The organism is Arthrobacter sp. Hb9-2 (assembly GCF_059091165.1).
The window spans coordinates 23,428-47,257 of the sequence record NZ_JBNHGJ010000038.1 but is presented as its reverse complement, the minus strand read 5'-3'; the positions used below and the strand labels follow the sequence as shown (position 1 = coordinate 47,257).

Here is a 23,830-nt window from a genome sequence, read left to right as displayed (position 1 = left end):
CCGCGCCTCGCCGCGCTGCTCGACCAGCGCCTGCTCGAAGCCGGGGTGACGGACCGCGACGTGATTGTCCTGGCCGCCGCCGGCTCGTCCAACCCCAAGGCAGCCAGGAGCGTTGAGGAGTTGCTCGGCCAGCTCCAGGAACTGCGGCCCAACCGGATGGTCGCCGCCTATGGGGCGTCTGCCAAGCCGTCCGTGCCCGACGCCGTCGCGATGCTTCGTGAGGAGCTGGAAGGGGGTGCCGGGGCAGGGGAGTCAGCAGGAGCTGTCGACGTCGGCGGGCGGGTGGTGATTGCCTCCTACCTCCTGGCGCCTGGCTACTTCCACGACCAGCTCGCCAAGGCGGGAGCCGACCTCGTGACGGAACCACTGCTGCCGTCGCCGGTGCTCGCCGAAATCGCGCTGGAAAGGTACGACGCCGCCGTCGCGAAAGCCCACGAAACCGCAGCCGGAACTGCTGCTGAAATACCAACAGGAACACCAGCTGAGGCGTCAGCCAGCGGTCCCGCCGCAGCCCCCGCGGAAGCCGGGCCAGATGCACAGCAGGGTGGCTTCTTCAAGGCCGTCCGGCGTTTCGTGACGAAATATTTCCCTAGGTGACTTAGCGTTTCCGGGCCTTTGTGACGCTATTCGGGCGGGACCTACAGTCGATGCATGACTGATACAGCTCTAGCCGGAGCGTCCACGGACACCGCCGCCCCGAAGCGCCCGGCCCGCACGTCCCGACCCGCCGCGAAGCCGCACGGGCAGTGGAAAGTGGACGGCAAAACGCCTTTGAACGCCAACGAAACCTGGAAACAGGAAGACGACGGCCTTAACGTGCGCGAGCGTATCGAGTCCATCTACTCCAAAGAGGGCTTCGACGCCATCCCCGGCCAGGACCTGCACGGCCGGTTCCGCTGGTGGGGCCTGTACACCCAGCGCAAGCCCGGGATCGACGGCGGCAAGACCGCAACGCTTGAGCCGCACGAGCTCGAGGACAAGTACTTCATGCTCCGCGTGCGGATCGACGGCGGTGCGCTCACCACCGAGCAGTTGCGCGTCATCGGCCAGATTTCCGTTGACTTCGCACGGGATTCTGCCGACCTCACCGACCGCCAGAACATCCAGCTGCACTGGATCCGCGTGGAGGACATCCCCGAGATCTGGACCCGACTGGAAGCTGTTGGCCTGTCCACCACCGAGGCCTGCGGCGACGTTCCCCGCGTCATCCTGGGTTCGCCCGTGGCCGGCATCGCCAAGGACGAGATCATCGACCCCACTCCGCTGATCGAGGAGCTGGGAGAGCGGTTCATCGGCAACCCCCTGCTGTCCAACCTGCCGCGCAAGTACAAGACCGCCATCACCGGCCACCCCAGCCAGGACGTGGTCCACGAGATTAACGACTTCGCCCTGGTGGGTGTCCGCCACCCTGAACTCGGCATCGGCTACGACCTCTGGGCCGGCGGCGCGCTCTCCACCAACCCCATGCTCGGTAAACGCCTGGGCGCCTTCGTGACGCCGGAGCAGGCCGCTGATGTGTGGCTCGGCGTCACCAGCATTTTCCGTGACTACGGCTACCGGCGCATGCGCACCAAGGCCCGCCTGAAGTTCCTGATGGCCGACTGGGGCCCGGAGAAGTTCCGCCAGATCCTCGAGGACGAGTACCTGGGTTACAAGCTGGCCGACGGTCCCGCCGCGCCCAAGCCCACCACTCCGGGTGACCACATCGGTGTCCACGAGCAGAAGGACGGCAAGTTCTTCATCGGCGCCACCCCGCTGGCCGGCCGCCTGTCCGGCGCAGCCCTGGTCAAGCTGGCCGACACCCTCGAAGCCCGCGGCTCCTACCGCCTGCGCACCACGCCGCATCAGAAGCTGGTGGTCCTGGACGTCGCGAAGGACCAGGTGGAGCCCCTGGTGGCCGAACTGGATGCGCTGGGCCTGTCCGCCCGCCCGTCCGTGTTCCGCCGCGGCACCATCGCCTGCACCGGCATCGAGTACTGCAAGCTGGCCATCGTGGAGACCAAGCACACGGCCGCCACCGCCGTGGCCGAGCTGGAACGCCGCCTGGCCGACCTCGCCGAATCCGGTGACCTGCCGCACGCGCTGTCCCTGCACATCAACGGCTGCCCGAACTCCTGCGCCCGCATCCAGACCGCGGACATCGGCCTCAAGGGCATGATGCTGCCCACGCCCGACGGCGACCCCTCCCCGGGTTTCCAGGTCCACCTGGGCGGCGGGCTGGCTTCCAACGAGCGTGAGGAAGCAGGCCTGGGACGCACTGTCCGTGGGCTCAAGGTCTACGTTGACGACCTTCCCGACTACGTGGAGCGCGTTGTCCGCACATTCGTGGCCCAGCGCGCCGAGGGCCAGACCTTCGCGGAATGGGCCCACGCAGCAGACGAGGAGGCACTCCAGTGAGTCCCCAGCCGCACCCCAACCTCGCAAGCTCGGCCGGGGACCCCGGCGGCCGTGGGCCCAAACACGCAGCTGGCATCACCCCGGTGGTTGCGCCGGCCGTTGCCTCGGCCGAGGTTGACGCCACCGTTGCGGCAGCAGCTCCGAAACTCCGCTCGAAGGAAGAGCTGAAGGCCCTTGCCGAAGCCGGTGCTGCCGAGCTCGGCTGGGACGCTCCGGCCCGCGATGTGATCGCCTGGGTGGAGCGCAACTTCGACCTGCCCGCGGTCGCCGTCGCCTGCTCCATGGCCGACGCCGTCCTGCCCGCCCTCGTGGCGGACCAGCTGCCCGGCGTCGACGTCCTGTTCCTGGAGACCGGCTACCACTTCCCGGAAACCTATGCCACGCGCGACGAGGTGGCCGCAAACCTCCGTGTCAACGTGGTGGACGTTCTCCCCGAGAACACCGTGGAGCAGCAGGACCGGCTCCTGGGCAAGGACCTCTTTGCCCGCGATGCCGCCCAGTGCTGCGCCCTGCGCAAGGTGGCTCCGCTGCGCCGCACCCTGTCCGGCTATGAGGTGTGGTTCACCGGCGTCCGCCGTGAGGAAGCACCCACCCGTACCAACACCCCGCTGGTGACCTGGGACGAGGCGAACGGCCTGGTCAAGGTCAACCCCGTGGCTGCATGGACGTTCGACCAGCTGGTCCAGTACTCGGACGACAACCTCCTGCCCGTCAACCCGCTGCTTTCCCAGGGTTACCCCTCCATTGGCTGCCAGCCCTGCACGCGGAAGGTGGCGCCGGGCGACGACCCCCGCGCCGGCCGCTGGGCGGGCTCCGACAAGACAGAATGCGGACTACACGTATGAGCACTTTCCTAACCGAGGAGACTACCCAGGTGACTGACTCCGCCGTCTCCACCCGACTGAGCAGCCTGGACACTCTCGAGTCCGAGGCCATCCACATCATCCGCGAGGTTGTTGCCGAGTTCGAGAAGCCCGCGCTGCTGTTCTCCGGCGGCAAGGACTCCGTGGTGATGCTGCACCTGGCCACCAAGGCATTCTGGCCGGGCAAGGTTCCGTTCCCCGTGCTGCACGTGGACACCGGGCACAACTTCCCCGAGGTCATCGACTTCCGCGACCGCACCGTGGAGCGCCTGGGCCTGAAGCTCGTGGTGGGCTCGGTGCAGGAGTTCATCGACCGCGGCGAACTGGCCGAGCGTGCCGACGGCACCCGCAATCCGCTGCAGACCGTCCCGCTGCTGGACGCCATCCAGCAGAACAAGTTCGACGCCGTCTTTGGCGGCGGCCGCCGTGACGAGGACAAGGCCCGCGCCAAGGAGCGCATCCTGAGCCTGCGCGACGAGTTCGGCCAGTGGGACCCGCGCAACCAGCGCCCTGAGCTGTGGAACCTCTACAACGGCCGCCACACGGTGGGACAGCACGTCCGCGCGTTCCCCATCAGCAACTGGACCGAGCTGGACATCTGGCGCTACATCGAGCGCGAGAATATCGAGCTGCCCGGCCTGTACTACGCCCACGAGCGCGAGGTCTTCGCCCGCGACGGCATGTGGCGCGCAGTAGGCGAAGTGTCCCAGCCGCTGCCGCACGAGGACGTCATCACCAAAACCGTCCGCTACCGAACCGTGGGGGACATGTCCTGCACCGGCGCCGTCGAGTCCGACGCGTACACGGTGGCCGACGTCGTGGTTGAAGTCGCCGCCTCCACCCTGACCGAACGTGGCGCCACCCGTGCAGATGACCGCATCTCCGAGGCAGCCATGGAAGACCGCAAGAAGGACGGGTATTTCTAATGACCACCGAAGCAGTTCTCCCGGCGGACCTGGAAACAGCCCTGCCCACTACGCTCTTCCGGTTCGCCACCGCAGGATCGGTCGACGACGGCAAGTCCACCCTGGTGGGCCGCCTCCTTCACGATTCCAAGGCCATCCTGGCTGACACGCTCGACGCCGTTGCCCGCACCTCGGCCGACCGCGGCTTTGGCGGGGAGAAGGGCGGCATCGACCTGGCCCTGCTGACCGACGGCCTGCGTGCCGAGCGCGAACAGGGCATCACCATCGACGTGGCCTACCGCTACTTCGCCACCGACCGCCGCAGCTTCATCCTGGCCGACTGCCCCGGGCACGTTCAGTACACCAAGAACACGGTGACCGGCGCGTCCACCGCGGATGCCGTCGTCGTACTCATTGACGCCCGCAAGGGTGTCCTGGAACAGACCCGCCGGCACCTGTCCGTACTCCAGCTGCTGCGCGTGGCGCACGTGATCGTGGCCGTCAACAAGATCGACCTGGTGGACTTCAGCGAGTCCGTGTTCCGTGAGATCGAAGCCGACGTGCAGCAGGTGGGCCGGGAGCTGGGACTCGGTTCCGATGGCATCACCGACCTGCTGGTCATCCCGGTGTCGGCGCTCGACGGCGACAACGTGGTGGACCGCTCGCAGCGCACCCCCTGGTACACCGGCCCCGCGCTGCTCGAGGTGCTCGAGACCCTTCCGGCCGCCGACGAGCTGGAAAGCCACCTGGAAAGCTTCCGCTTCCCGGTGCAGCTGGTCATCCGGCCGCAGGGCGCCCTGGCTCCCGACGCCGTTGCCGCCGGCCTGGATGTGGAGGCCTACCGCGACTACCGCGCGTACGCCGGCCAGATCACCGAAGGTTCAGTCAAGGTGGGGGACAAGGTCTCCGTCCTGACTCCCGGCCAGGACCCGCGCACCACCACGGTGGTGGGCATCGATTTCGCCGGCGCCTCGCTGGAGGAAGCCGCTGCCCCGCAGTCGGTCGCCATCCGCCTGGCCGAGGAATTCGACGTCGCCCGCGGTGACACCATCGCCGCCGCCGGCACCGTCCGTGAAGCTTCCGCGGACCTGTACGCCTCACTCTGCTGGCTCTCCCCGAAGCCGCTCCGTGAAGGCGCCAAGGTGCTGGTCAAGCATGGCACCCGCACCGTCCAGGCCCTGGTACGCAACGTTGGCGGCAAGCTGGACCTGGCCTCCTTCAAGCTGGAGCCGGCATCTACGCTGGAACTGAACGACATCGGCCACGCGCAGCTCCGGCTCGCCGCACCGCTGCCGCTGGAGAACTACCTGCACCACCGCCGCACCGGCGCGTTCCTGGTCATTGACCCGCTGGACGGCAACACGTTGGCCGCCGGCCTGGTCAAGGACCACCCGGGCGACCACGAGGACGAGCGTTACAGCATCTAGGGTTTCGCCCAGGTCGCCGGAACGCTGCGTGGTAGCCGTAGCGCTACGGCTACCACGCAACCGTTCCGGCGGACTCGACGGTGGTTCCGGTCTAGTATCAGGCAGTGGGAGGCACTGCATGGAAACCATCAACAGCAAGCTGCTGAACTGGGCTTCGATCCTGGACGGCCAAACGCGGGAGCAGGCCGTGATGACGTCCACGCTGCCGTTCATCTATCCGCACCTGGCGCTCATGCCTGACGCGCACCTGGGCAAGGGCGCCACCGTCGGTTCGGTCATCCCCACGCTGCACGCGATCATCCCGGCGGCCGTGGGGGTGGACATCGGCTGCGGCATGATCGCCGTCCGGACCCAGTATTCGCTGAAGGACCTGCCGAAGGACCGTAAGAAGCTCCGCGAAGACATCGAGCGCGCGATTCCGCTGTCCGCCGGGCACAACAACAAAAAAGTGCTGCCCACGGCGGAGCCCCGGATCGCGGAACTGAAGGAACTGGCGGCAAAGGCGGGCTTCAATCCCGCCCAGTACGTGGCGAAGTGGGAGCTGCAGCTGGGTTCGCTGGGCTCGGGCAACCACTTCATCGAAGTTTGTGCCGACGAGGCCGACGACGTCTGGCTGTTCCTGCACTCCGGCTCGCGCGGCGTCGGCAACAAGATCGCCCAGCACCACATCGGCGTGGCCCAGCACGTCTCCCGGAAGAACCAGATCCACTTGCCCCACCCGGACCTGGCCTACCTCGATGAGGGCACGCCGCAGTTCGACCGGTACATCGCGGAGCTCCGCTGGGCCCAGCACTTCGCCCTGCTGAACAGGGAGGAAATGATGGACCGCGTCCGCACGCAGTTCGGCAACTGGGTGGGCGGGCCGGTGCAGGAACGCGAGCGGATCAATTGCCACCACAACTTCACGCAAAGGGAGACGCACTACGGCAGGTCCCTCTGGGTGTCGCGGAAGGGGGCCATCAAAGCCGCGCCAGGCGATCCCGGACTCATTCCCGGTTCCATGGGGACGGCCTCGTACGTGGTGGAAGGACGCGGCAACCCCGCCTCCCTGAACTCCTCGCCGCACGGGGCGGGCCGGGAGTACTCCCGCAACGCTGCCCGCAAAACGTTCTCCCTCGAGGAGCTGAAGAAGGCCATGCGGGGCATCGAGTTCCGTGCCTCCGAAGCGTTCATTGACGAGATCCCGGCTGCCTACAAGTCGATTGACCAAGTGATGCAGGACGCCGCCGACCTCGTCACGGTCCGGCACAAACTTCGGCAACTGGTCAACGTCAAAGGCAACTGACGCGGATGGACCGGCCGGTCCTGTTGGAAAACCGGAGAACTTACGTCAGCCCAGGTCCGGTTTCTGTTTAAGCGTTGCCTGCAGCAGGTACGTCGTTTGGCGGCCACACTGTTTGATCCGTCGGAGGTGCTCCGCGGCCAGATGGGGCAGTGCAACGGCAGGGTCAGTGCCACGGATCTCGTTGCGAAGGGCCCGCTCCAGGTCGATGGCCATCTCGGCAAGGCGTTCAGCGCCCACCATCTGGCTGGACGACTTGAGGCTTAACACCGCATCCATTGCCCCTCGGACGTCCCCGGTTGTCAGGGTTTGCCGCAGCCGTTCAATCCGGTCGGGCAGGTACCCGATGAAGTTCTGCACGAAAACCCTCCAGACTCCCTCATCGCCTTCCAGCTCTTCGCGAAGCCTTTCCAGCACGGCTGGATCAAGGAGGGGCGCGTAGCCGTCGCCCTGCGTCACTGTTGCCCCCCGCGGCAAGCCCACCCGCCGGGCAGGGCCCAGTGACACAACCGTCGCCTGCATCGCTCGATACCCATGACGTGCCCCTGAAAGTCAAAACACCTATGTGCCTCCCAGCAGGACTTTAGATGGACGCTACGTGGCGGGGGATGGCGAAGCACGAGTAGTGAGTACTCGAATCTCTTGGCATGGGGAATTCCCAGCTCACAAGTGGTGCGACGCCGTCGTCGAAATATGACGCTAAATGAACCCGCGTGACCCCCCGTTTCCGCTTCATTGAACGGCTTTCGGCCACTCCCTATGGTGAAACAATGACTAGTTCCAAGCCCGGGATGACCCGCATCGTGGCAGGCGAAAGCGCGGTCCCCAAGCGCAGGCGTGCCATTGAGGCTGCCCTGGCTGTTGGGCTGGTCCTGCTGATCGTGGTGGGGGCAGTGGTGGCATCCACCATTTCGCGTAACACTGAGGCGCAGGCTGTTGAACCCACGCCCGCGGCGGACTTAAAGCTGGGATATTTTGGCAACGTCACGCACGCGCCCGCACTGGTGGGCATCAAGGAAGGCTTCCTGGCTGAAGCCCTTGGCAATACCGCCCTCAGCACTGAAACTTTCAATGCCGGGCCGGCGGCCATCGAGGCGCTGAATGCGGGCGCTATCGATGCTGCCTACATCGGCCCCAACCCGGCCATCAACTCCTTTGTGAAGAGCCAGGGCGAGTCCGTCAGGATCGTGGCCGGGGCTGCTGCAGGAGGTGCCCAGCTGGTGGTCAAGCCGGGGATCACATCCGCGGCGGACCTCAGGGGCAAGACCCTCGCGTCGCCGCAGCTCGGCGGTACGCAGGATGTGGCACTCCGCGCCTGGCTTGCGGACCAGGGCTACAAAACCAACGTCGACGGCAGCGGCGACGTCGCCATCAACCCCACCGAGAACGCGCAAACGCTCAAGCTGTTCCAGGACGGAAAGCTCGACGGCGCGTGGTTGCCTGAGCCTTGGGCGTCCAGGCTCGTGCTCCAGGCCGGCGCGAAGGTACTGGTGGACGAAAAGGACCTGTGGGATGGCAGCAGCACCGGCAAGCCGGGCGAGTTCCCCACGACGGTCCTGATCGTGAACCAGAAGTTCGCTGCCGACCATCCGGACACGGTGAAGGCGCTGCTGGCGGGCCACGCAAAGTCTGTCGCCTGGCTGAACGAAGCACCGGCCGCGCAGAAGGCCTCCGTCATCAACTCGGCCCTTCAGGAGTCAGCGGGCGCAGCATTGGCCGACGACGTCCTCGCACGGTCCCTGGCCAACATCACCTTCACCCTCGACCCGCTGGCCGGAAGCTACCCCCGGCTGCTGCAGGACGGGGTGAAGGCCGGCACCACCAAACAGGCCGACATCAACGGCCTCTTCGATCTTCGCCCGCTCAACGACGTCATCGCCGGCAGCGGCACGCAACGGATCCCGGCTGCCGGCCTCGGCCGGGACTGATCCCCTTCCATCACTACCTAAGGACGGCACCATGCCAGTCGTACTGGAACATCTGGGCAAGCGCTTCGGCGACGGCGCCCCGGTACTGGACGACGTCAACGCCAACATCGGCAAGGGCGAGTTCGTTGCCCTCCTCGGTGCCTCCGGCTGCGGCAAATCCACCCTGCTAAACATCATGGCGGGACTGGAGGCGCCGACGTCGGGCGCCCTCGAAGTGCCCAGCGACGGTGCCGCCTTTATGTTCCAGGACGCCGCACTGTTTCCCTGGCTTACAGCCCGGGAGAACATTGAGCTGGCCCTGAAGCTCCGTGGAGTGGGCAAGGCCGAGCGCAAGGCCAAGGCACAAGAGCTCCTCGAACTGGTGCACCTTGGCACCGCGGGGGACAAGCGCCCGCACGAGCTGTCCGGCGGCATGCGCCAGCGTGTGTCCCTGGCCCGGTCGCTGGCGCAGGACCGGCAGCTGCTCCTCATGGACGAGCCGTTCGCTGCCTTGGACGCCATTACCCGCGACCTGCTGCACGACGAGCTCGAGCGCATCTGGAAGGAAACCGGGCGCACCATCGTCTTCGTAACCCACAACGTCCGCGAGGCCGTGCGGCTGGGCCAGCGTGTGCTGTTGCTGTCCTCGCGTCCCGGCCGCGTTGTCCAGGAATGGGCAGTCACTGAGGAACACCGGACCGACGCCGGGCTTGCCGGCCAGCTGACCGGGGTCATCACAGCCCGGCTGCGTGAGGAGATTCGCCGCCATGCCAAGTAATCAGATCCCAGTTGCGGAAGCACCTGCCGAACCCACGGAAACCCGGCACGTCCATGCCGCTTTAACAAGAAGTTCTACGGGCAGGGAGGACTTGCGGGAACTGGAATCCGGCCTTGACTCGCTTCAGTCCGACGCCGACCGCAAGCACCGGATCGACTGGAGCCGTGTGCTCCTGCCCATCGCGGCCCTGGTGGTCCTGGTGCTCATTTGGCAGTTCTACGTCTCGCTCGGCGTGAAGCGCCGCGACCTGGTGCCCGGCCCCATGGACGTGGTGACCCAGATGGGCGTCCTCTGGAACGAGGGCAAACTTCAGGAAGCCGTCTTGACCTCCATGCAGCGGGGGGTGGTTGGCTTCGTGATCAGTGTGGCCATCGCTACTCCCGTTGGCCTGTTGCTGGCCCAGGTGGCTCCGTTGCGCCGTGCTTTCGGTCCTCTGATTTCCGGCCTTCAGGTGTTGCCTTCGGTGGCCTGGGTGCCTGCCGCCATCATCTGGTTCGGCCTCACCGACGCCACGGTGTACTTCGTCATCTTTATGGGCGCCATTCCGTCCATCATCAACGGACTCATTTCCGGGGTGGACCAGATCCCGCCGCAGTACCGGCGCGTGGGAACGGTCCTGGGTGCCTCCCGGCTGGAGATGGCGCTGCAGATCATCCTTCCCGCCGCCCTGCCTGGATACCTGGGCGGGCTCAAGCAGGGCTGGGCTTTCTCCTGGCGCTCACTCATGGCCGCGGAAATTATCGCCGTGGGCGGAACCATCGGGTTCGGCCTGGGCTCCCTCCTCGACCAGGGCCGCATCCTGTCCGACATGACAGTGGTGATGTCGGCAATCCTGCTGATCCTCGCAGTCGGCATCCTGATCGAACTGCTGGTGTTCGGCCCGATTGAGAAGCGCCTCCTGCGCAGCCGCGGCCTGCTCTCCGGCAGCACCCGCTAACCGGCACCGCACAAAACCCCAAGCAGAGCCCGACGGCAATTCCCGCCGTCGGGCTTTGCTGTGTTTCCGTTCCTGCCAGTACTAACCGGGGCAAGTTGGCGCGGACACGCCGCTGAATGCGCCTGTTCCGGCTCCAACACCCGCCAATGTCCCCCACGGCGACGGCGGACCGGTATGTGACGCAGCATTACCTTGCGTGAACTGGTGTTGCTCGGCCTTTGTTGGCGATTGTGACGCGGCCCTACCGTTGATTCATGGCAATTCAGGATATCTACCCCACAGCGCTGCGGTTGCTCGGCCGCCCGGTGCTGGTGGTGGGCGGTGGCCCCGTGGCCGCGCGCCGCGCCAAGGGCCTGCTCGACGCCGGTGCACAGGTCACCGTCGTGGCGCCGGTTGCCTCCGCCGCGCTCCGGGAGCTCGCCGACGCTGGCCTCCTCGCCTGGGAGCCGCGCACCTACGTTCCAGCCGACGTCGACGGCGTGTGGTTCGTCCAGACGGCCACCGGCGATTCCGCTGTGGACGCCCAGGTTTCTGCCGACGCCGAGGCGCAGCGCATCTGGTGCGTCAACGCCTCCGACCATGAAGCCTCCGCCGCCTGGACCCCCGCCGTCGCCGTGGTGGACGACATCAAAATCGCCGTGAACGCCGGGGGAGACCCGCGCCGCGCCATGGCCGTCCGCGACGCCGTAGCCACCGCGCTCGAGACCGGAGACCTGCCGCTGCGACGCCGCCGGGCTTCCGCCGGAAGCGTTGCCCTTGTAGGCGGTGGTCCCGGGGACACCGGCCTCATCACCGTCCGCGGCCGCCGCCTCCTTGGCCAAGCCGACGTCGTGGTGGCAGACCGCCTGGGCCCCCGCGAACTCCTGAACGAGCTGGCCCCCGATGTCCGCGTGATCGAGGTGGGCAAGACCCCCGGCCACCACCCCGTGCCGCAGTCAGAGATCAACCGGATCCTCGTCGAGGAAGCCCTGAAAGGCCACCGCGTGGTCCGGCTCAAGGGCGGCGACCCGTACGTCCTGGGCCGCGGCGGGGAAGAAGCCGAGTACTGCCGGCAGCACGGCGTCGAGGTCGAAGTGGTGTCCGGCGTCACGTCCGCAATCTCCGTTCCCGCCGCCGCCGGCATCCCCGTCACGCACCGCGGCCTGGCCAAAGGCTTCAGCGTAGTGACTGGCCACGAGGAACTGTCCGAAGTTCCGGCCCGCCCGGACCACACCGTCGTGCTGCTCATGGGCGTAGGCCAGCTGCGCGAATCGGCGTCCGCTCTGGGCAAAGCCGGTCTGCCCGCTGACACCCCGGTTGGTATTGTGGAAAACGGCTATTTGCCGAACCAGCGCGTTACCATCGGCACGCTCGGTACCATTGCGGACCAGGCGGAAGCCACCGGCGTCGCAAACCCGGCAGTCATTGTCATCGGCGACGTGGTGCGCGTGAGCCCGTTTGCCCCGTCGCACTTCAAAACCGCTGACTACAGCACCATCACCCCGAACAAGCCCCGCGTCCTCACTACCTAGCCCACCAACCCAACTGGGTAGCGCCAAGTGTCGTTATGAGCTGTGAAAACGACAAGTAGTGCTACTTAGTTGGGACGGACCGAAGAAAAGGAACACAGCCGTGTCATCAAGCACCACCGTAGGTTCTGCCGAACGCCCGCTGCGCGTCGCCGTCGTGGGCTCCGGCCCGGCAGGCGTCTACGCCGCGGACATCCTCACCAAGAGCGAAGCCGTCAAGAGCGGCGAGCTGACCGTGAGCATCGACCTCTTTGACCGCTACCCGGCACCCTACGGACTGATCCGCTACGGCGTGGCCCCGGACCACCCCCGCATCAAGGGCATCGTCAACGCCCTGCACAAGGTCCTGGACCGCGGCGACATCCGCTTCTTCGGCAACGTTGACTACGGCACCGACCTCACCATCGAGGACCTCCGCACCCACTACGACGCCGTTATCTTCGCCACCGGCGCCATCAAGGACGCGGACCTGAACATCCCCGGCATCGAACTGGACGGCTCCTACGGCGGCGCCGACTTCGTCTCCTGGTACGACGGCCACCCCGACGTCCCCCGCGAATGGCCGCTGGAGGCCAAGGAAATCGCCGTGATCGGCAACGGCAACGTGGCCCTGGACGTGGCCCGCGTCCTGTCCAAGCACGCCGACGACCTGCTCGTCTCCGAAATCCCGGACAATGTCTACGCCGGCCTGAAAGCCTCGCCCGTCACCGATGTGCACGTCTTCGGCCGCCGCGGCCCGGCACAGGTCAAGTTCACCCCACTGGAACTGCGCGAGCTGTCCCACTCCAAGGACGTGGACATCATCCTTTACCCGGAGGACTTCGAGTTCGACGAGGAATCCGACCGCCAGATCCAGACCAACAACCAGACCAAGACCATGGTTGGCACGCTCACCAACTGGATCGCCGAGCAGCCTGAGGACCTCTCCGAGCTCAAGGCTTCCCGCCGACTGCACCTGCACTTCCTGCACAGCCCGGTGGAGATCTATGACGACGCCGAGACGCCGGGCAAGGTGGCCGGCATCAAGTTCGAGCGCACCGAGCTGGACGGCACGGGCAACGCCCGCGGCACCGGTGAGTTCGTGGACTACCCGGTCCAGGCCGTCTACCGCGCCATCGGCTACTTCGGCTCCGCCCTGCCGGAGATCGAGTTCGACCACAAGAAGGGCGTCATTCCGAACGACGGCGGACGCGTCCTGGACGCCGCCGGCACCCACGTGCCGGGCATTTACGCCACGGGCTGGATCAAGCGCGGCCCGGTCGGCCTGATCGGCCACACCAAAGGCGACGCCCTCGAGACCGTCACCTACCTGCTCGAAGACCGTGAAAACCTGCCGGTTGCCGCCGTTCCCGAGGCGGACGCCGTCGTCGACCTCCTTGACGGCCGCGGCGTGAAGTTCACCAGCTGGGAAGGCTGGCTGGCACTGGACACCCACGAGCTCTCCCTCGGCGCTGCTGCCACCGAGGCCGGCGGTTCGCACGGCGTTGAGGTCAAGCGTGAGCGCATCAAGGTGGTGCCGCGCGAGGACATGGTGGCCATTTCCCGCGACGGCGTCGCCGCGCAGGTCTAAGACATCGCAAGCAACGCCCGCCGGCACCGGCAGGGTCTGCGGGTGGCGAGGTCACTTAGCGCCCATCCCTTGAGGGGGTTATGGGCGCGAGGTGACCTCGCGTTGTTTCAACCAGCTTGCGCTACTTCCCGGCCCCGCCGGCCGCCATCAGCTCCAGGCGCTTGAGCGTCTCGCGGTTCCGCACTGTGATCATGGGGTCCCGCATGATTTTGGGCACCTTACTGCCCGGACCGCGGATGGCGTCTTCCGCAATGGTGACCAGGCACTGCGCCCCCTGGTCCTGCAGCGTGATGGCCACCTTGGCTTCGCCCATGGGCCAGCCGCGCGCCACCAGTTCCAGGGACTTGCCGGGTTCGACGGCGGTCACCCGGGTACTGTCGTTGATGACCAGCGGCCAGGCTCCCACGGAGTGATGCAGGCGCGATCCCGCCTGGGGCCAGGTGTCGTCCACGGCGCGGATCCGGGACGCGCCCACAACCCAGCCGGAGTACAGCCAGCCGTCGGCAATGACCCGCCAGACGTCGGCGGCAGGGGTATTGAACAGCTGGGACACGGTGGACATGGTGTTCCTTCCTGGGGTAGCTGGGCTGGTGTGGATCCCCTCCCGAGGGGGAGGGGCGGCAGAATGCGCGACCGCGGGCGGCGGGGGTTGCTGCGCCGCCTGGTAGGAGCGCTCCCGCAGGCGGCGGGTCCAGTCGTAGGCCTGTGTGCCGGGCGGCTGGTTCTCGAGCGGATTGAAGCGCAGGGGAGTGTCGGCCGGCTCAGGGGAGGCGCGCAGCCGCAGTTCGCCGCACTGCCGCCACGGCCCCGCAGGCTTGGCCCAATACAGCCCGAGCACCCATTCGCCGCCCGTGACCGACCCCGCCGGCAGGCTGATGGTCCGGAGCCCCAGTACCACGGGTCCCTTCCGGCCTCGGTAGGGCATCAGCGTGGTGAAGGTGGTCGAGGAGACGTCGAGCCTGGGCTGGAGCAGGAACCTGCCGGGAAGCTGCCAGCCGGTGGAGGCGAAGAGGACGTCGGCAGCGCCGCCGCCCGCTGTTGCACCGTCCGGGGTGCCGTCAGCAAAACCGCCGCCGCCCGGGCTGCCATCAGCAGAACCCCTGTCCACGCCGTCGTCGAGCAATATACCTCGAGCGCTGTTGCGGGAGGGCGTCACCCGGAGCGCCAGCCCCAGGACGTCAGGCAGCCTCTCCGGCAAGCCTGCCGAACGTGAAAACCGGGCCACAACAGCGTCAACGCCGGGAGCGTCGAGCCAGTCCAGGCCGCTCGGCTCGCCGGGTGTCCCGGTCCTGGTCAGTTGTCCGGCCAGCCCAATTCCCGTGGGATGGATCGGACGGTCAGGCCGTGCCACCTTGAGGAGCCGGAACAGGGCGGCAAAAGCCCGGCCCGCCGTGGCCGTGACGGCAGGGGCAACGTCCCGCGGCCCGCCGCCGTCGGCTGTCTGGTCACTCAACACATGGTGCGTCATGCTTCCTTCCTACCCACATCCGGGGGAAACTACATGCGTCCGAACCGGGACCGGATCAGGGCGAATATCCCGTAAGCAATGAATCCTGCCCCAATGGCGACCAGAACATAGGGACCGAACGGGTGGTCGCGGAGGGCTTTGAGGCCGCCGTCCAGTCCGGTGGACTCCTCCGGACTGTGCTTGGCGGCGGCGATCACAAAGAGCAGGCCGGTGAGGCCCAGAGCGGCGCCTTTGGAGATGTGGCCTGTGACGCCGAGTGTGTCGATGAGCCGCCCGCGACGGGTGCCGTCAAAGTGGAAGAGCTCTTCCTTGAACCCGCGCCGCACGCCCTTGAAGACAAAGTAGATGCCGATTCCGATGATGGTCAGGCCCAGCGCCACCAACGCCCACAGCCCCAGCGGTGTTGCCATCAGCGAGGCGCTGAAGTCCTTCGTGCGTTCACTCGAATCCCCACGCAGTCCCACGGCAAAACCGCCGAAGCTCAACCCCACGCTGGTGTAGGCGACGGCCAGGAAGCCCGATGAGATCAGCTTGGACAGCCGTTCCTTGCGGGGCAGGCGGCGGGCGCGCAAGGTAGCTTCGCTCGCCTGCCACAGCCCCAAACCGACGCACGCCGCGACACAGGCCCACATCACTGCCGGACCCCAGGGGTTGGCGGCCAGTTGCTCTATGGCGCCCGTAGGTTCCGCTTCGCCGGGCTGGCCGAAGGCCACGGCGATGGCAATCGCACCGATAATGACGTGCAGCAGGGCCATCACGGCGAACCCCGTCCGGGCAAGGACGTCCAGGGCGGGATGGTTGGAGGCCTCCTCGACGGCGTCCGCGGCCTGGCTGATGGTGGAATCGCTGTCCGACATCGGTCAGCCGTTCATGGGTCCTTCGGCACGGATCTTCTCAGCGCCTGGTCCTTCGACATGAACTGTGCAGCGGACCACGAGCTTTCCGGGGGCGTTGTCCAGCTCCACGAGGGTGTCATCCGCGCTCAACACCGTGAAAACCTCCGAGCCTGCCACAACGGCCACTCCTTTGGCTTTCGCGGTATCCCGGGCGTTCCCGAATGCTTCGCGCTGAAGCCCTTTCACGTAGCCGTCCTCATTTTCACGGGCGGGGTCTCCGAAGGCCCAGCCGAACAAACTGCCTGTAGTTCCCATGGCGACGATATTACGCGGTCCGTCCGAGCAAGACGGTCTTTCGTAACATTAGTAAGTGTGCTTACCATAGACGGACCATGACCTTGATGGGACACGGCAAGTGAAGTCCGCAGGCGCGGCATCTCAACCAGTTCAACGTTAGGAATGCACATCATGGCAGGAAATCTCATTGCCCGGTCAGTTCACGATCTGACGGCAGCAGCGTGGTTCGGTGGATCTTTGATGGGTGCCATTGGCCTGAACGGTGCAGCGGCGGCGGCTAAGGACCCGTCCGAGCGCACGCGGCTCTCCAGCGCAGGGTGGATGAAATGGGCACCGTTCCAGACGGCAGCCTTTGCCTCGCACCTGGTGGCGGACCTCGCCATCGCCTGGGAGAACAAGGAGCGCATCGCCAAGCAGGACGGCGTGGCCAGGGACACCGTGATCAAGACTGCGGTGACGGTGGTGGGCGCAGCGGTGACCCTCTACTCCGGGATCCTGGGCAAGAAGGTTGAAAAGCTGGCGGGGGAGGGCGCTGAAGGTGCCACCGAGCCGCGGCCGGGCGCCTCTGACGAGCTCCAGGCTGCCCAGCAGCAGCTCAAGATGCTGCAGTGGGTGATCCCCGCGTTCGCGGGCTTGGTGGTCATCCTCGGTGCCAAGCATGGTGAGATGCAGCGTCCAAAGAACGTCTTTGCAGGGCTCCAAAAGTAGCACTGACGGAACGTAAAAAAGGCTGGCGCACCTGGTTTTCCAGGTGGGCCAGCCTTTTTTATGCGTCTCCAAGCCGGAGTCCGCGGCCTAGATGGGTTTGGTGCCGGCCGGTGGAAGGTCCGGGTTCATGTCCTCAAGGTTCGGATCCTCCGCCGTCCACACCTGGATGATGGCCCAGACGACGGCGGCCAGCGGCACGGAAAGCACAGCACCTACGATGCCGGCCAGGATGGTTCCGGCGGTCAACGCCATGAGGATCACAAGCGCATGGAGCTGCAGCGACTTGCCCATAACGATCGGCTGCAGGAGGTCACCTTCGAGCTGGTTGACGGCGATGACTACGCCCACCACGATCAACGCCACCACGGGACCGTTGGCCACCAGTGCCACCAGGGCGGCCAGGATACCGGCAACAGTGGCACCCACCAGCGGGACGAAGGCGCCGATAAAGACGATGAGCGCCAGGGGGAGGGCCAGCGGAACCTGCAGGATCAGCAGTGCGGCCCCAATGGCTACCGTGTCCACCAGTGCCACGATCGCAGTGCCGCGGACGTAGCCGCCAAGCACCTCAAGGGTACGCTTGCCCACGCGGCGCAGCTTTGCCTCGCGTTCCCCCTTAAAGGGACGGAGGAAGAAGTTCCAGATCTTGGCGCCGTCCTTCAGGAAGAAGAACAGGATGATGATCACCAGGCCTGCGCCGGCAAGGAACTCGGTTACCACGGACAGTCCGGTGATGGCGCCGGAACGGACCTGGCTGCTGGTGGCAAACTGGATGATGCCCTCACGGGCCTGGTCCAGTTGCTCCTGCTCGATGGGGACGGGGCCGGTGAGCAGGAACCGCTCCAGCTCGTCCAGCCCGGAAGCAGCCTGCTGCGCCAATTCCCCCCACTGGTTGCGGACGGAGTAGTAAATGACTGTGCCGACGCCACCCAGCACCAGCAGGAGCCCGATGAAAGCGATGCCGGTTGCCAGCCCGCCGCGCAGCCCGCGACGGCGAAGCATATTGACGAACGGGCCGATGGCCGCCGCCAGGATGAGTGCGATCAATATCGGTATCACCAGGAGCTTGATCTGCATCAGGGCATAAACCAACACCACAGCTACTGTCAGGATCAGCAGGATCTGTGCTGAGCGGATGCCCACCCTGCCCAGCCCGTCTGCCCACAGTGCGCCGGGCGGCTTGGGTTCCTGTTTCCTGGCGACGGTTGCCGGGGCCTGCTGCTGCAGGGCCGAGCTGGCAGGTGCGGGCTGCGGGGTGTCGCTGTCCGGCCCGTGGTCGTTTACGCGTATTGCTCTCGCCATGGGGACTCCTTATCTCGGCGGGTGCCCTGGCGCAGCGTATACGCGGCAGGGATACTACCTTTCTCAGATAGTAAGCCTACTGACCGATTTGGGAGGCGTGAAACCCCGAAGCAAAAAGCGAACTACGCCGCGAGCCACTCCGCGCAGGAGTTCAGGTTTGCGTTGACGGTGGCGACGGCGGCGTCCTCGTTGCGCTGCTCAATGGCTGCCAGCAGGACGTCGTGCCCCTCGTGCTGGAGCCCGTCGAACCCCGGCCGGCGCAGTTGCCTGAGCAGGTCCTCATGGACAACGGCACCGAAGCTGACGTACAGCTCGTGCAGCAGGGGATTGCCCGATGCCTGGGCCACCCGCTCGTGGAAGCCCCAGTCCGCCCGGGCCCAGGCCTGGTAGTCCTCTGAGTTCCACGCTTCGGTCCGGTCGGTGAGGAGGGCGCGCAGGGCCGCGACGTCGTCTGCTGTTGCGTTCCGCGCCGCCAGCCGGGCTGCCTGGGTGTCCAGGCCGAGCCGGACTTCCAGGATGTGGGCCTCGGTGTGGTCCTGGTACATGCGGCGGGCCGCACCGGAGATCTCGCTGGTTGCTCGGACGTACGTGCCGTCGCCGCGGCGGACTTCCAGCATGCCGCTGTGGGCGAGCGCCTTGATGGCCTCGCGGAGGGTGCCGCGCGAGACGCCCAGGTCAGCCATCAGTCCGGTTTCGGACGGGATGCGCTGGTGGAGGGGCCACTCGCCGGACTGGATCATGGTCCGCAGCTTCGCGGTGACTTCGTCCGCGAGCGGCGGGCGGTGTGAGGGGCTCAGTGCCATGGCGGCCTACTTCCTCTTCCCTGCCACGCGGCCGGCGGTGCTGCCGGCAGCGCCGGAAGGACTGGCGGCGGCTGTGCCGGAAACGCTCCGGATCATCGCGCCCCCGGTGATCAGGTGTGCCACCACAATCTGCACCAGCGCCAGGGCCAGCAGTAGGGCGAGGGGAAGGGTCCAGCCGCCGGTGGCGCTGTGCAGGAGGCCCATCCCGAACGGGCCGGTGGTCGCGAGCAGGTAGCCAGTGGACTGGGCCAGCGTGGACAACGCGGTGGTTTCGGCCGTGCTCGCGCCGCTGCGGCTGATCATCACCATCACCAGCGGGAAGATGCCCAGGCCGAAGCCCAGCAGGACGGCGGGAACGATGGCCAGGCCCACCGGCAGGACCAGGAGCAGGGCCAGGCCCACCGCCATGGTGATGCTGACCAGGTAGAACGCGGGGCGCAGCATCCTGGGGCGGGAGCCGATGGCGATGAGCAGCATACCTGCGGGAACGGACACCAACTGCATCAGTCCGAACATCAGCCCGCTCCCGGAGGCGTCCATCCCCATGGTGGTGAGCATGTACGGGAACCAGCTCAGCAGCGCATAGGCCAGCAGCGACTGCAGCGTGAAAATGGCGGTCAGCAGCTGTCCCTTCCTGGTCCGCAGCAGCGGCCAGGGTGACACGTGCCCAGCCGTCGAACGGATGCTGTTCCGGTGCGCATGCAGAGCTACGGGAAGGAAGCCCAGGAATGCGGCCACGGCCGTGATGCCAATCGCGCCGACGGCTGCTGACGGCGAGCTGAGGGCCTGCGCCAGTGGAACCACAGCGACGGAGGCGACAGTTGCCCCGGTGGTCATGGTCACCGTATAAACGGCCGTCATAAGTGATGTCCGGGAGGCAAAGTGCTCGCGGATGAAGGACGGCATGGCCACGTTGCAGACCGCCAGCCCTGACATCCCCAGCACACTGCCTGCCACCAGCATTCCGGTGGCAGGGATGCCCCGGAGCAGGAGTCCGCCGGCCAGCATGGCCAGGGACAAAAGGATCGCCTTCTCTACACCCAGCTTGCCCGTCAGCCAGGAGGTGCCTGCACCCGCCAGGGCAAAGCACAGGGTGGGGATGGACGGGATGAACGCAGCCACCAGCGGCCCGTAGCCCAGCACCGTCTGCAGGTCATGCAGCAGCGCCGATGCCCCGGTGATGCCTGCCCGCAGATTAAGCCCGATCAGCACCAGGGCAATAACCCCGAAGACGACGGCGGACCGCGGCTTGGTGAGCTTGGTACCTGAGGGAGGTGCGGACGCAGCACGCGCTGGCGACGGCATCTCGGCGGTCACAGGCGAGGCCGCGGTGTAGACGGCGGAAGGCGCGGCAGTAGGAGCGGGGGAAGTGGCGGGCATCTTTTAAGGCTAAAGGTTAGACGTTTGATGTCTCCAGTTTTGTGGCCAAGCTCTCCCGGCCCGTCCTACCCGGGCAATAGACTTCCACCGAGGGCCGGGACCACCGTAGGACCCGCCTGCAGAACCAATGCGGAAGGACGGCTGTGGAGGCTTCGCAAGGGATCGAGATCGAGAAGAAATACGACGTCGACAACGACGCCACAGTGCCTGCGCTGGAACAACTGCCCGGCGTTGCCCGCGTGGGAACGCCCCATACCGCTGTGCTGGAGGCCGTCTACTTCGACACCGCCCGGCACACGCTCGCATCCCGACGCATCACCCTTCGGCGCCGCACCGGCGGGATGGACGCCGGCTGGCACCTGAAGCTGCCCCCGGAAACCCGCACCGGCTCCGGAACAGACCCCCAGCAGCGCCGGGAGCTGCACGCACCGCTGGGCCAGCCCGGCGTCGTACCCGACAGCCTGCTGGCCCGAGTGCAGGCGTACCTCCGCGGAACGGACGTAGCGCCGGTGGTCCGGCTCGAAACGCGGCGGACCACCCATGCGCTCTACGGGGAAGACGGTGTCCACCTGGCCGATCTGGCCGACGACCACGTGGAAGCTACACGCCTGCATCACGGCAGAGCGGACGAACAGCCGCAGCGCTGGCGGGAGTGGGAGCTGGAACTCGTCAACGGCGGACCCGACCTGTTTGGCCTCGCTGAGCAGCTCCTGGCAGCCGCGGGCGCACGCCCCGCCGGCCACGCATCCAAACTCGCGCGGGCACTCGGCAGCGCTGCCGGCGGGAGCGGAGAGCCGGAGAAGGAAAGTCCCCTCGCGCTCCTGGCCGGAAAGAAGGCCCCCGCAGCCGCCGTCGTCACCGTCTATCTGGCGGAACAGCTGGGCCAACTCTTCGCCGGGGATGCCGCGGTGCGGCTGGAAGAGCCCGAGGCCGTCCACGATATGAGGTCCGCGACCCGGCGGATCCGCTCGGTGCTGGCCGCCTACCGGAAGCTTTACCGGGCCGTCCCGGTGCGCCGCCTTCGGGATGAATTTGGTTGGCTGGGCCACCTGCTGGGCGAACCCCGCGACGCCGAGGTCCTGCTGGGCCGGCTGCGGGGCCACCTTGACGAGCTGCCGCCGGGCGAGGGCACGGATGCAGCACGGGAACAGGTGGAGCGCAAGGCCGGTGCTGCCTACGACGCCGGATACCGCCGGCTTCAAGAGGCGCTGCGGTCGGACCGCTACTTTCGGCTGCTGGACGATTTTGAGCTTTTCTGCCGCCAGCCGCCGGTGCTGTCACAGGCCGTGGCTCCTGGGCGGACCGTCGCCGCAAAAGCGGTGGAAAAGTCTGCCCGCCGGCTGCGCCGCTCGCAGAAGGCTGCAGGGCACGCCCGGCGCGGGATGGCCCATGAAAACGCACTCCACCAGGTGCGCAAGGACGCCAAACGGCTACGCCATGTGGCCGAGTCGGCGGGGCTGGTGCGGGGCAAACGCGCCCGGAAGGTGGCCAAGGCTGCCCACCGGCAGCAGAGGATCCTGGGCGACTTCAATGACGCCGTGATTGCGCGGAACCTGCTGCAGACACTCGAAGCGGGCCGTGCGCTGCCCCAGACCACGGCCGAGGCCCTGGCCGCGCTGCGGGCCCGCCAGGCGGAACTGATGACCGCGGCCGAGGCCAAGTACCGCAAAGCCCGCAAGAAGTCCCGCGGCCTGCTGAAGCCCCGCGTCATCTAGTCCCCACCCGCACCCTAGCCTCGCAAGCTCGGCTAGGGAACCCTGCGGGCGTGGGCCCCTCCACCCGCACCCTAGCCTCGCAAGCTCGGCTAGGGAACCCTCCCCGCTACCTCCCCAATCTCGCAAGCTCGATTGGGGCCCCTCGGTAGCGTGGGCCCAGGCGTGGGCCCCTCCACCCGCACCCTAGACGGGCGGCTACTTGCCCTGGCGTGCGGACAGCCGGGCCACCGCCAGTGCCAACCACAGCTGGACGCGGTCGGTGGTGACGGCGGGATCGTAGCCGGTCAGTTCGGTGATCTGCGCCAGCCGGTACCGGACCGTGTTCCGGTGCAGGGTGAGTTCCTCGGCGACGGCGGCCACGGAGCCGTTGTTATTGAGGTAGCTTTCCAGCGTGGTCATCAGCTCCGCGCCATGGGCCGCATCGAACATCCGGAGTGGATTGAGGGACTCGTGCGCCATGTCGGCCAGCGGCACATCCTCGCTCGCCAGCAGCAGCGACGTCAGGCTCAGCCGCTCCGGCTCATTGACGGGCAGCCCGTGGCTCGCCGCGTCACGCGCCTCGAAGTAGCTCCAGCGCAGGCCGTTCGGTTTGGTGTACGCGCCGCCGATGCCGATGGTCGCATGGATGCCCGCCTCGGCCAGGTGGTCGCTCAACTTCCGCGCCAATGACGGCGCCGCGCCGCCGTCGTCATTCAATACCAGCACCAGGTCCTTGCCCACGACGGCGGCAACCGCCTTCTCCAGTTCCCGCGGCACCGAGGTGCTCACCAGGGCCTTGTGGTGGGCTGCGGAGACGGCCAGCAACACGACGTTCTTGCGGGTGCTGTTTATGCCGACGCCGGCCAGCCTGCGCTGGGCCTCACTGGTTTCCAGCGCCCCGTGAATCACATCCTCCAGCACCTGCCCGCACAGGGCACGCTCCGCCTGGCGCTGCTTGACCATGTTGTTCAGTTCAACGCTGATCAGGTTCTGGGCATACCCGATGATGCCGGTGTCCTCGAAGGGCTTGCGGACCCAGAGCGTGCAGGCGTCGCGCCGGCCGGTGGGGATGGGGTAGGAGGCCCAGGTGTCAGCCTGCGGCGTGTCCTTGCTGCTGTTGTACAGCTGGGCCGTGAACTGCGTGAGGACAATGTCCGCCCGGAGCATGCCGCCCAGGTGCTTCAACAGCTCGGCGAGGCCGCCGCCCGTCAGCAGGGCACGGGCCAGCACCTGGTGTCCTGCGATCAGCCGCTCCAGCTTCGCGTAGTGGTCAGCGGACTGGGCATCCGCCACCAGCTTGCCGATGGCGATGAACGGCGTCTCGTACGGGACCTCCACCACGGGCAGGCCCCAGCGGTTCGCCTCGGCGAGCAACGCCGGCGGGACTGCCTCGTGGGAAAGGCCCACACCAAAACCGATACCGACGGCACCGGCCCGCTGCACCTGCCGGACGAACCGCCGCTGCTCGGGCGCGGACTTCAGCCGCAGGCCGGTGGTCAGGATGAGCTCACCGCCGTTGATGAACCGCTGCGGATCCTCCAGCTCGGTCACCGCCACCCAGTTGATGTCCTGGTGCCACGTCGTCTCGGCAACCCCTGCCTTGGACAGGTTCAGGGATTTGACACCCAAGAGGGCAGCAAGGGAAATGGCCATGGACCAAGGATAAACGGCCGCTAGTCAACCGCACTAAAAAGCAGCAGAAAGGGTGTGCAGGTGGCTATTCACGGCGCAGGAGTGCTGGCATAGGCTCAAGGCAGTCAAATCCATC

General features: G+C 66.8%; 21 protein-coding genes. 13 read left to right on the top strand and 8 right to left on the bottom strand.

The window, feature by feature from the left end; translation table 11 throughout:
- From AC5RV1_RS18165 to AC5RV1_RS18140, 6 genes are all read left to right on the top strand, one after another.
- Window positions 1-597 (top strand): sirohydrochlorin chelatase (locus AC5RV1_RS18165; RefSeq protein WP_493995510.1); only part of this gene is annotated, 597 nt, incomplete at its 5' end.
- Window positions 598-651: 54 nt separating this feature from the next.
- On the top strand, window positions 652-2,397 hold the full coding sequence (locus tag AC5RV1_RS18160) for a nitrite/sulfite reductase (RefSeq protein ID WP_493995509.1): 1,746 nt from the start codon (window positions 652-654) through the stop codon (window positions 2,395-2,397).
- Window positions 2,394-3,242 (top strand): phosphoadenylyl-sulfate reductase, encoded by an 849-nt coding sequence (locus AC5RV1_RS18155; protein WP_493946897.1) that lies wholly within the window; start codon window positions 2,394-2,396, stop codon window positions 3,240-3,242. The genes AC5RV1_RS18160 and AC5RV1_RS18155 overlap by 4 nt, the downstream gene beginning before the upstream one ends.
- A complete protein-coding gene (cysD, locus tag AC5RV1_RS18150; RefSeq protein WP_461172169.1) occupies window positions 3,239-4,186 on the top strand; it encodes a sulfate adenylyltransferase subunit CysD in 948 nt (315 codons plus the stop codon). The genes AC5RV1_RS18155 and cysD overlap by 4 nt, the downstream gene beginning before the upstream one ends.
- Window positions 4,186-5,592 (top strand): sulfate adenylyltransferase subunit 1, encoded by a 1,407-nt coding sequence (locus AC5RV1_RS18145; protein WP_493946896.1) that lies wholly within the window; start codon window positions 4,186-4,188, stop codon window positions 5,590-5,592. Before cysD ends, AC5RV1_RS18145 begins: the two co-directional genes overlap by 1 nt.
- A gap of 118 nt (window positions 5,593-5,710) precedes the next feature.
- Window positions 5,711-6,877: an RtcB family protein gene (locus AC5RV1_RS18140; protein ID WP_493995508.1), complete on the top strand. Its 1,167-nt coding sequence runs from the start codon at window positions 5,711-5,713 to the stop codon at window positions 6,875-6,877.
- A gap of 45 nt (window positions 6,878-6,922) precedes the next feature.
- Here AC5RV1_RS18140 and AC5RV1_RS18135 read toward each other — a convergent pair whose 3' ends face one another.
- Window positions 6,923-7,333, bottom strand: a complete 411-nt coding sequence (locus tag AC5RV1_RS18135; RefSeq protein WP_493995513.1) for an Hpt domain-containing protein — start codon at window positions 7,331-7,333, stop codon at window positions 6,923-6,925.
- A gap of 332 nt (window positions 7,334-7,665) precedes the next feature.
- On the opposite strand from AC5RV1_RS18135, the gene AC5RV1_RS18130 reads away from it, so the two are divergent.
- The 5 genes from AC5RV1_RS18130 to AC5RV1_RS18110 all read left to right on the top strand — a co-directional run bounded on the left by AC5RV1_RS18130 (window position 7,666) and on the right by AC5RV1_RS18110 (window position 13,574).
- A complete protein-coding gene (locus AC5RV1_RS18130; protein ID WP_493995512.1) occupies window positions 7,666-8,802 on the top strand; it encodes an ABC transporter substrate-binding protein in 1,137 nt (378 codons plus the stop codon).
- Between the two features lie 31 nt (window positions 8,803-8,833).
- Window positions 8,834-9,559 (top strand): ABC transporter ATP-binding protein, encoded by a 726-nt coding sequence (locus tag AC5RV1_RS18125; RefSeq protein ID WP_163161677.1) that lies wholly within the window; start codon window positions 8,834-8,836, stop codon window positions 9,557-9,559.
- Window positions 9,549-10,496: an ABC transporter permease gene (locus tag AC5RV1_RS18120; RefSeq protein WP_493946894.1), complete on the top strand. Its 948-nt coding sequence runs from the start codon at window positions 9,549-9,551 to the stop codon at window positions 10,494-10,496. The genes AC5RV1_RS18125 and AC5RV1_RS18120 overlap by 11 nt, the downstream gene beginning before the upstream one ends.
- Before the next feature lie 254 nt (window positions 10,497-10,750).
- Entirely contained in the window at window positions 10,751-12,007 is a 1,257-nt protein-coding gene (gene cobA / locus AC5RV1_RS18115; protein WP_493995507.1) for a uroporphyrinogen-III C-methyltransferase, read from the top strand.
- Window positions 12,008-12,107: 100 nt separating this feature from the next.
- Window positions 12,108-13,574, top strand: a complete 1,467-nt coding sequence (locus tag AC5RV1_RS18110; RefSeq protein ID WP_493995506.1) for an FAD-dependent oxidoreductase — start codon at window positions 12,108-12,110, stop codon at window positions 13,572-13,574.
- A 121-nt stretch (window positions 13,575-13,695) separates the two neighbouring features.
- Here the strand turns inward: AC5RV1_RS18110 and AC5RV1_RS18105 are convergent, their stop codons facing one another.
- The 3 genes from AC5RV1_RS18105 to AC5RV1_RS18095 are packed head-to-tail and all read right to left on the bottom strand — an operon-like array spanning window position 13,696 to window position 16,193.
- Complete coding sequence (locus AC5RV1_RS18105) at window positions 13,696-15,042, bottom strand: SRPBCC family protein (protein ID WP_493995505.1); 1,347 nt, start codon at window positions 15,040-15,042, stop codon at window positions 13,696-13,698.
- Between the two features lie 29 nt (window positions 15,043-15,071).
- A complete protein-coding gene (locus AC5RV1_RS18100) occupies window positions 15,072-15,899 on the bottom strand; it encodes a DUF1206 domain-containing protein (protein ID WP_493946890.1) in 828 nt (275 codons plus the stop codon).
- Between the two features lie 3 nt (window positions 15,900-15,902).
- Window positions 15,903-16,193 carry a hypothetical protein gene (locus AC5RV1_RS18095; RefSeq protein WP_493946889.1) on the bottom strand — a complete coding sequence of 97 codons (291 nt, stop codon included), beginning with the start codon at window positions 16,191-16,193 and terminating at the stop codon, window positions 15,903-15,905.
- A 153-nt stretch (window positions 16,194-16,346) separates the two neighbouring features.
- On the opposite strand from AC5RV1_RS18095, the gene AC5RV1_RS18090 reads away from it, so the two are divergent.
- Window positions 16,347-16,883, top strand: coding sequence for a hypothetical protein (locus tag AC5RV1_RS18090; protein ID WP_493946888.1), 537 nt, complete (start codon window positions 16,347-16,349; stop codon window positions 16,881-16,883).
- An 87-nt stretch (window positions 16,884-16,970) separates the two neighbouring features.
- Here the strand turns inward: AC5RV1_RS18090 and AC5RV1_RS18085 are convergent, their stop codons facing one another.
- The 3 genes from AC5RV1_RS18085 to AC5RV1_RS18075 form a co-directional block, all read right to left on the bottom strand.
- Window positions 16,971-18,185, bottom strand: a complete 1,215-nt coding sequence (locus AC5RV1_RS18085) for an AI-2E family transporter (protein WP_493995504.1) — start codon at window positions 18,183-18,185, stop codon at window positions 16,971-16,973.
- A gap of 122 nt (window positions 18,186-18,307) precedes the next feature.
- On the bottom strand, window positions 18,308-18,988 hold the full coding sequence (locus tag AC5RV1_RS18080; protein ID WP_493995503.1) for a FadR/GntR family transcriptional regulator: 681 nt from the start codon (window positions 18,986-18,988) through the stop codon (window positions 18,308-18,310).
- A 6-nt stretch (window positions 18,989-18,994) separates the two neighbouring features.
- Window positions 18,995-20,293 carry an MFS transporter gene (locus AC5RV1_RS18075; RefSeq protein ID WP_493995511.1) on the bottom strand — a complete coding sequence of 433 codons (1,299 nt, stop codon included), beginning with the start codon at window positions 20,291-20,293 and terminating at the stop codon, window positions 18,995-18,997.
- Window positions 20,294-20,511: 218 nt separating this feature from the next.
- On the opposite strand from AC5RV1_RS18075, the gene AC5RV1_RS18070 reads away from it, so the two are divergent.
- Window positions 20,512-22,083, top strand: coding sequence for a CYTH and CHAD domain-containing protein (locus tag AC5RV1_RS18070; RefSeq protein WP_493995502.1), 1,572 nt, complete (start codon window positions 20,512-20,514; stop codon window positions 22,081-22,083).
- Window positions 22,084-22,278: 195 nt separating this feature from the next.
- Here AC5RV1_RS18070 and AC5RV1_RS18065 read toward each other — a convergent pair whose 3' ends face one another.
- A complete protein-coding gene (locus AC5RV1_RS18065; RefSeq protein WP_493995501.1) occupies window positions 22,279-23,715 on the bottom strand; it encodes a PucR family transcriptional regulator in 1,437 nt (478 codons plus the stop codon).
- Window positions 23,716-23,830: the final 115 nt, after the last annotated feature.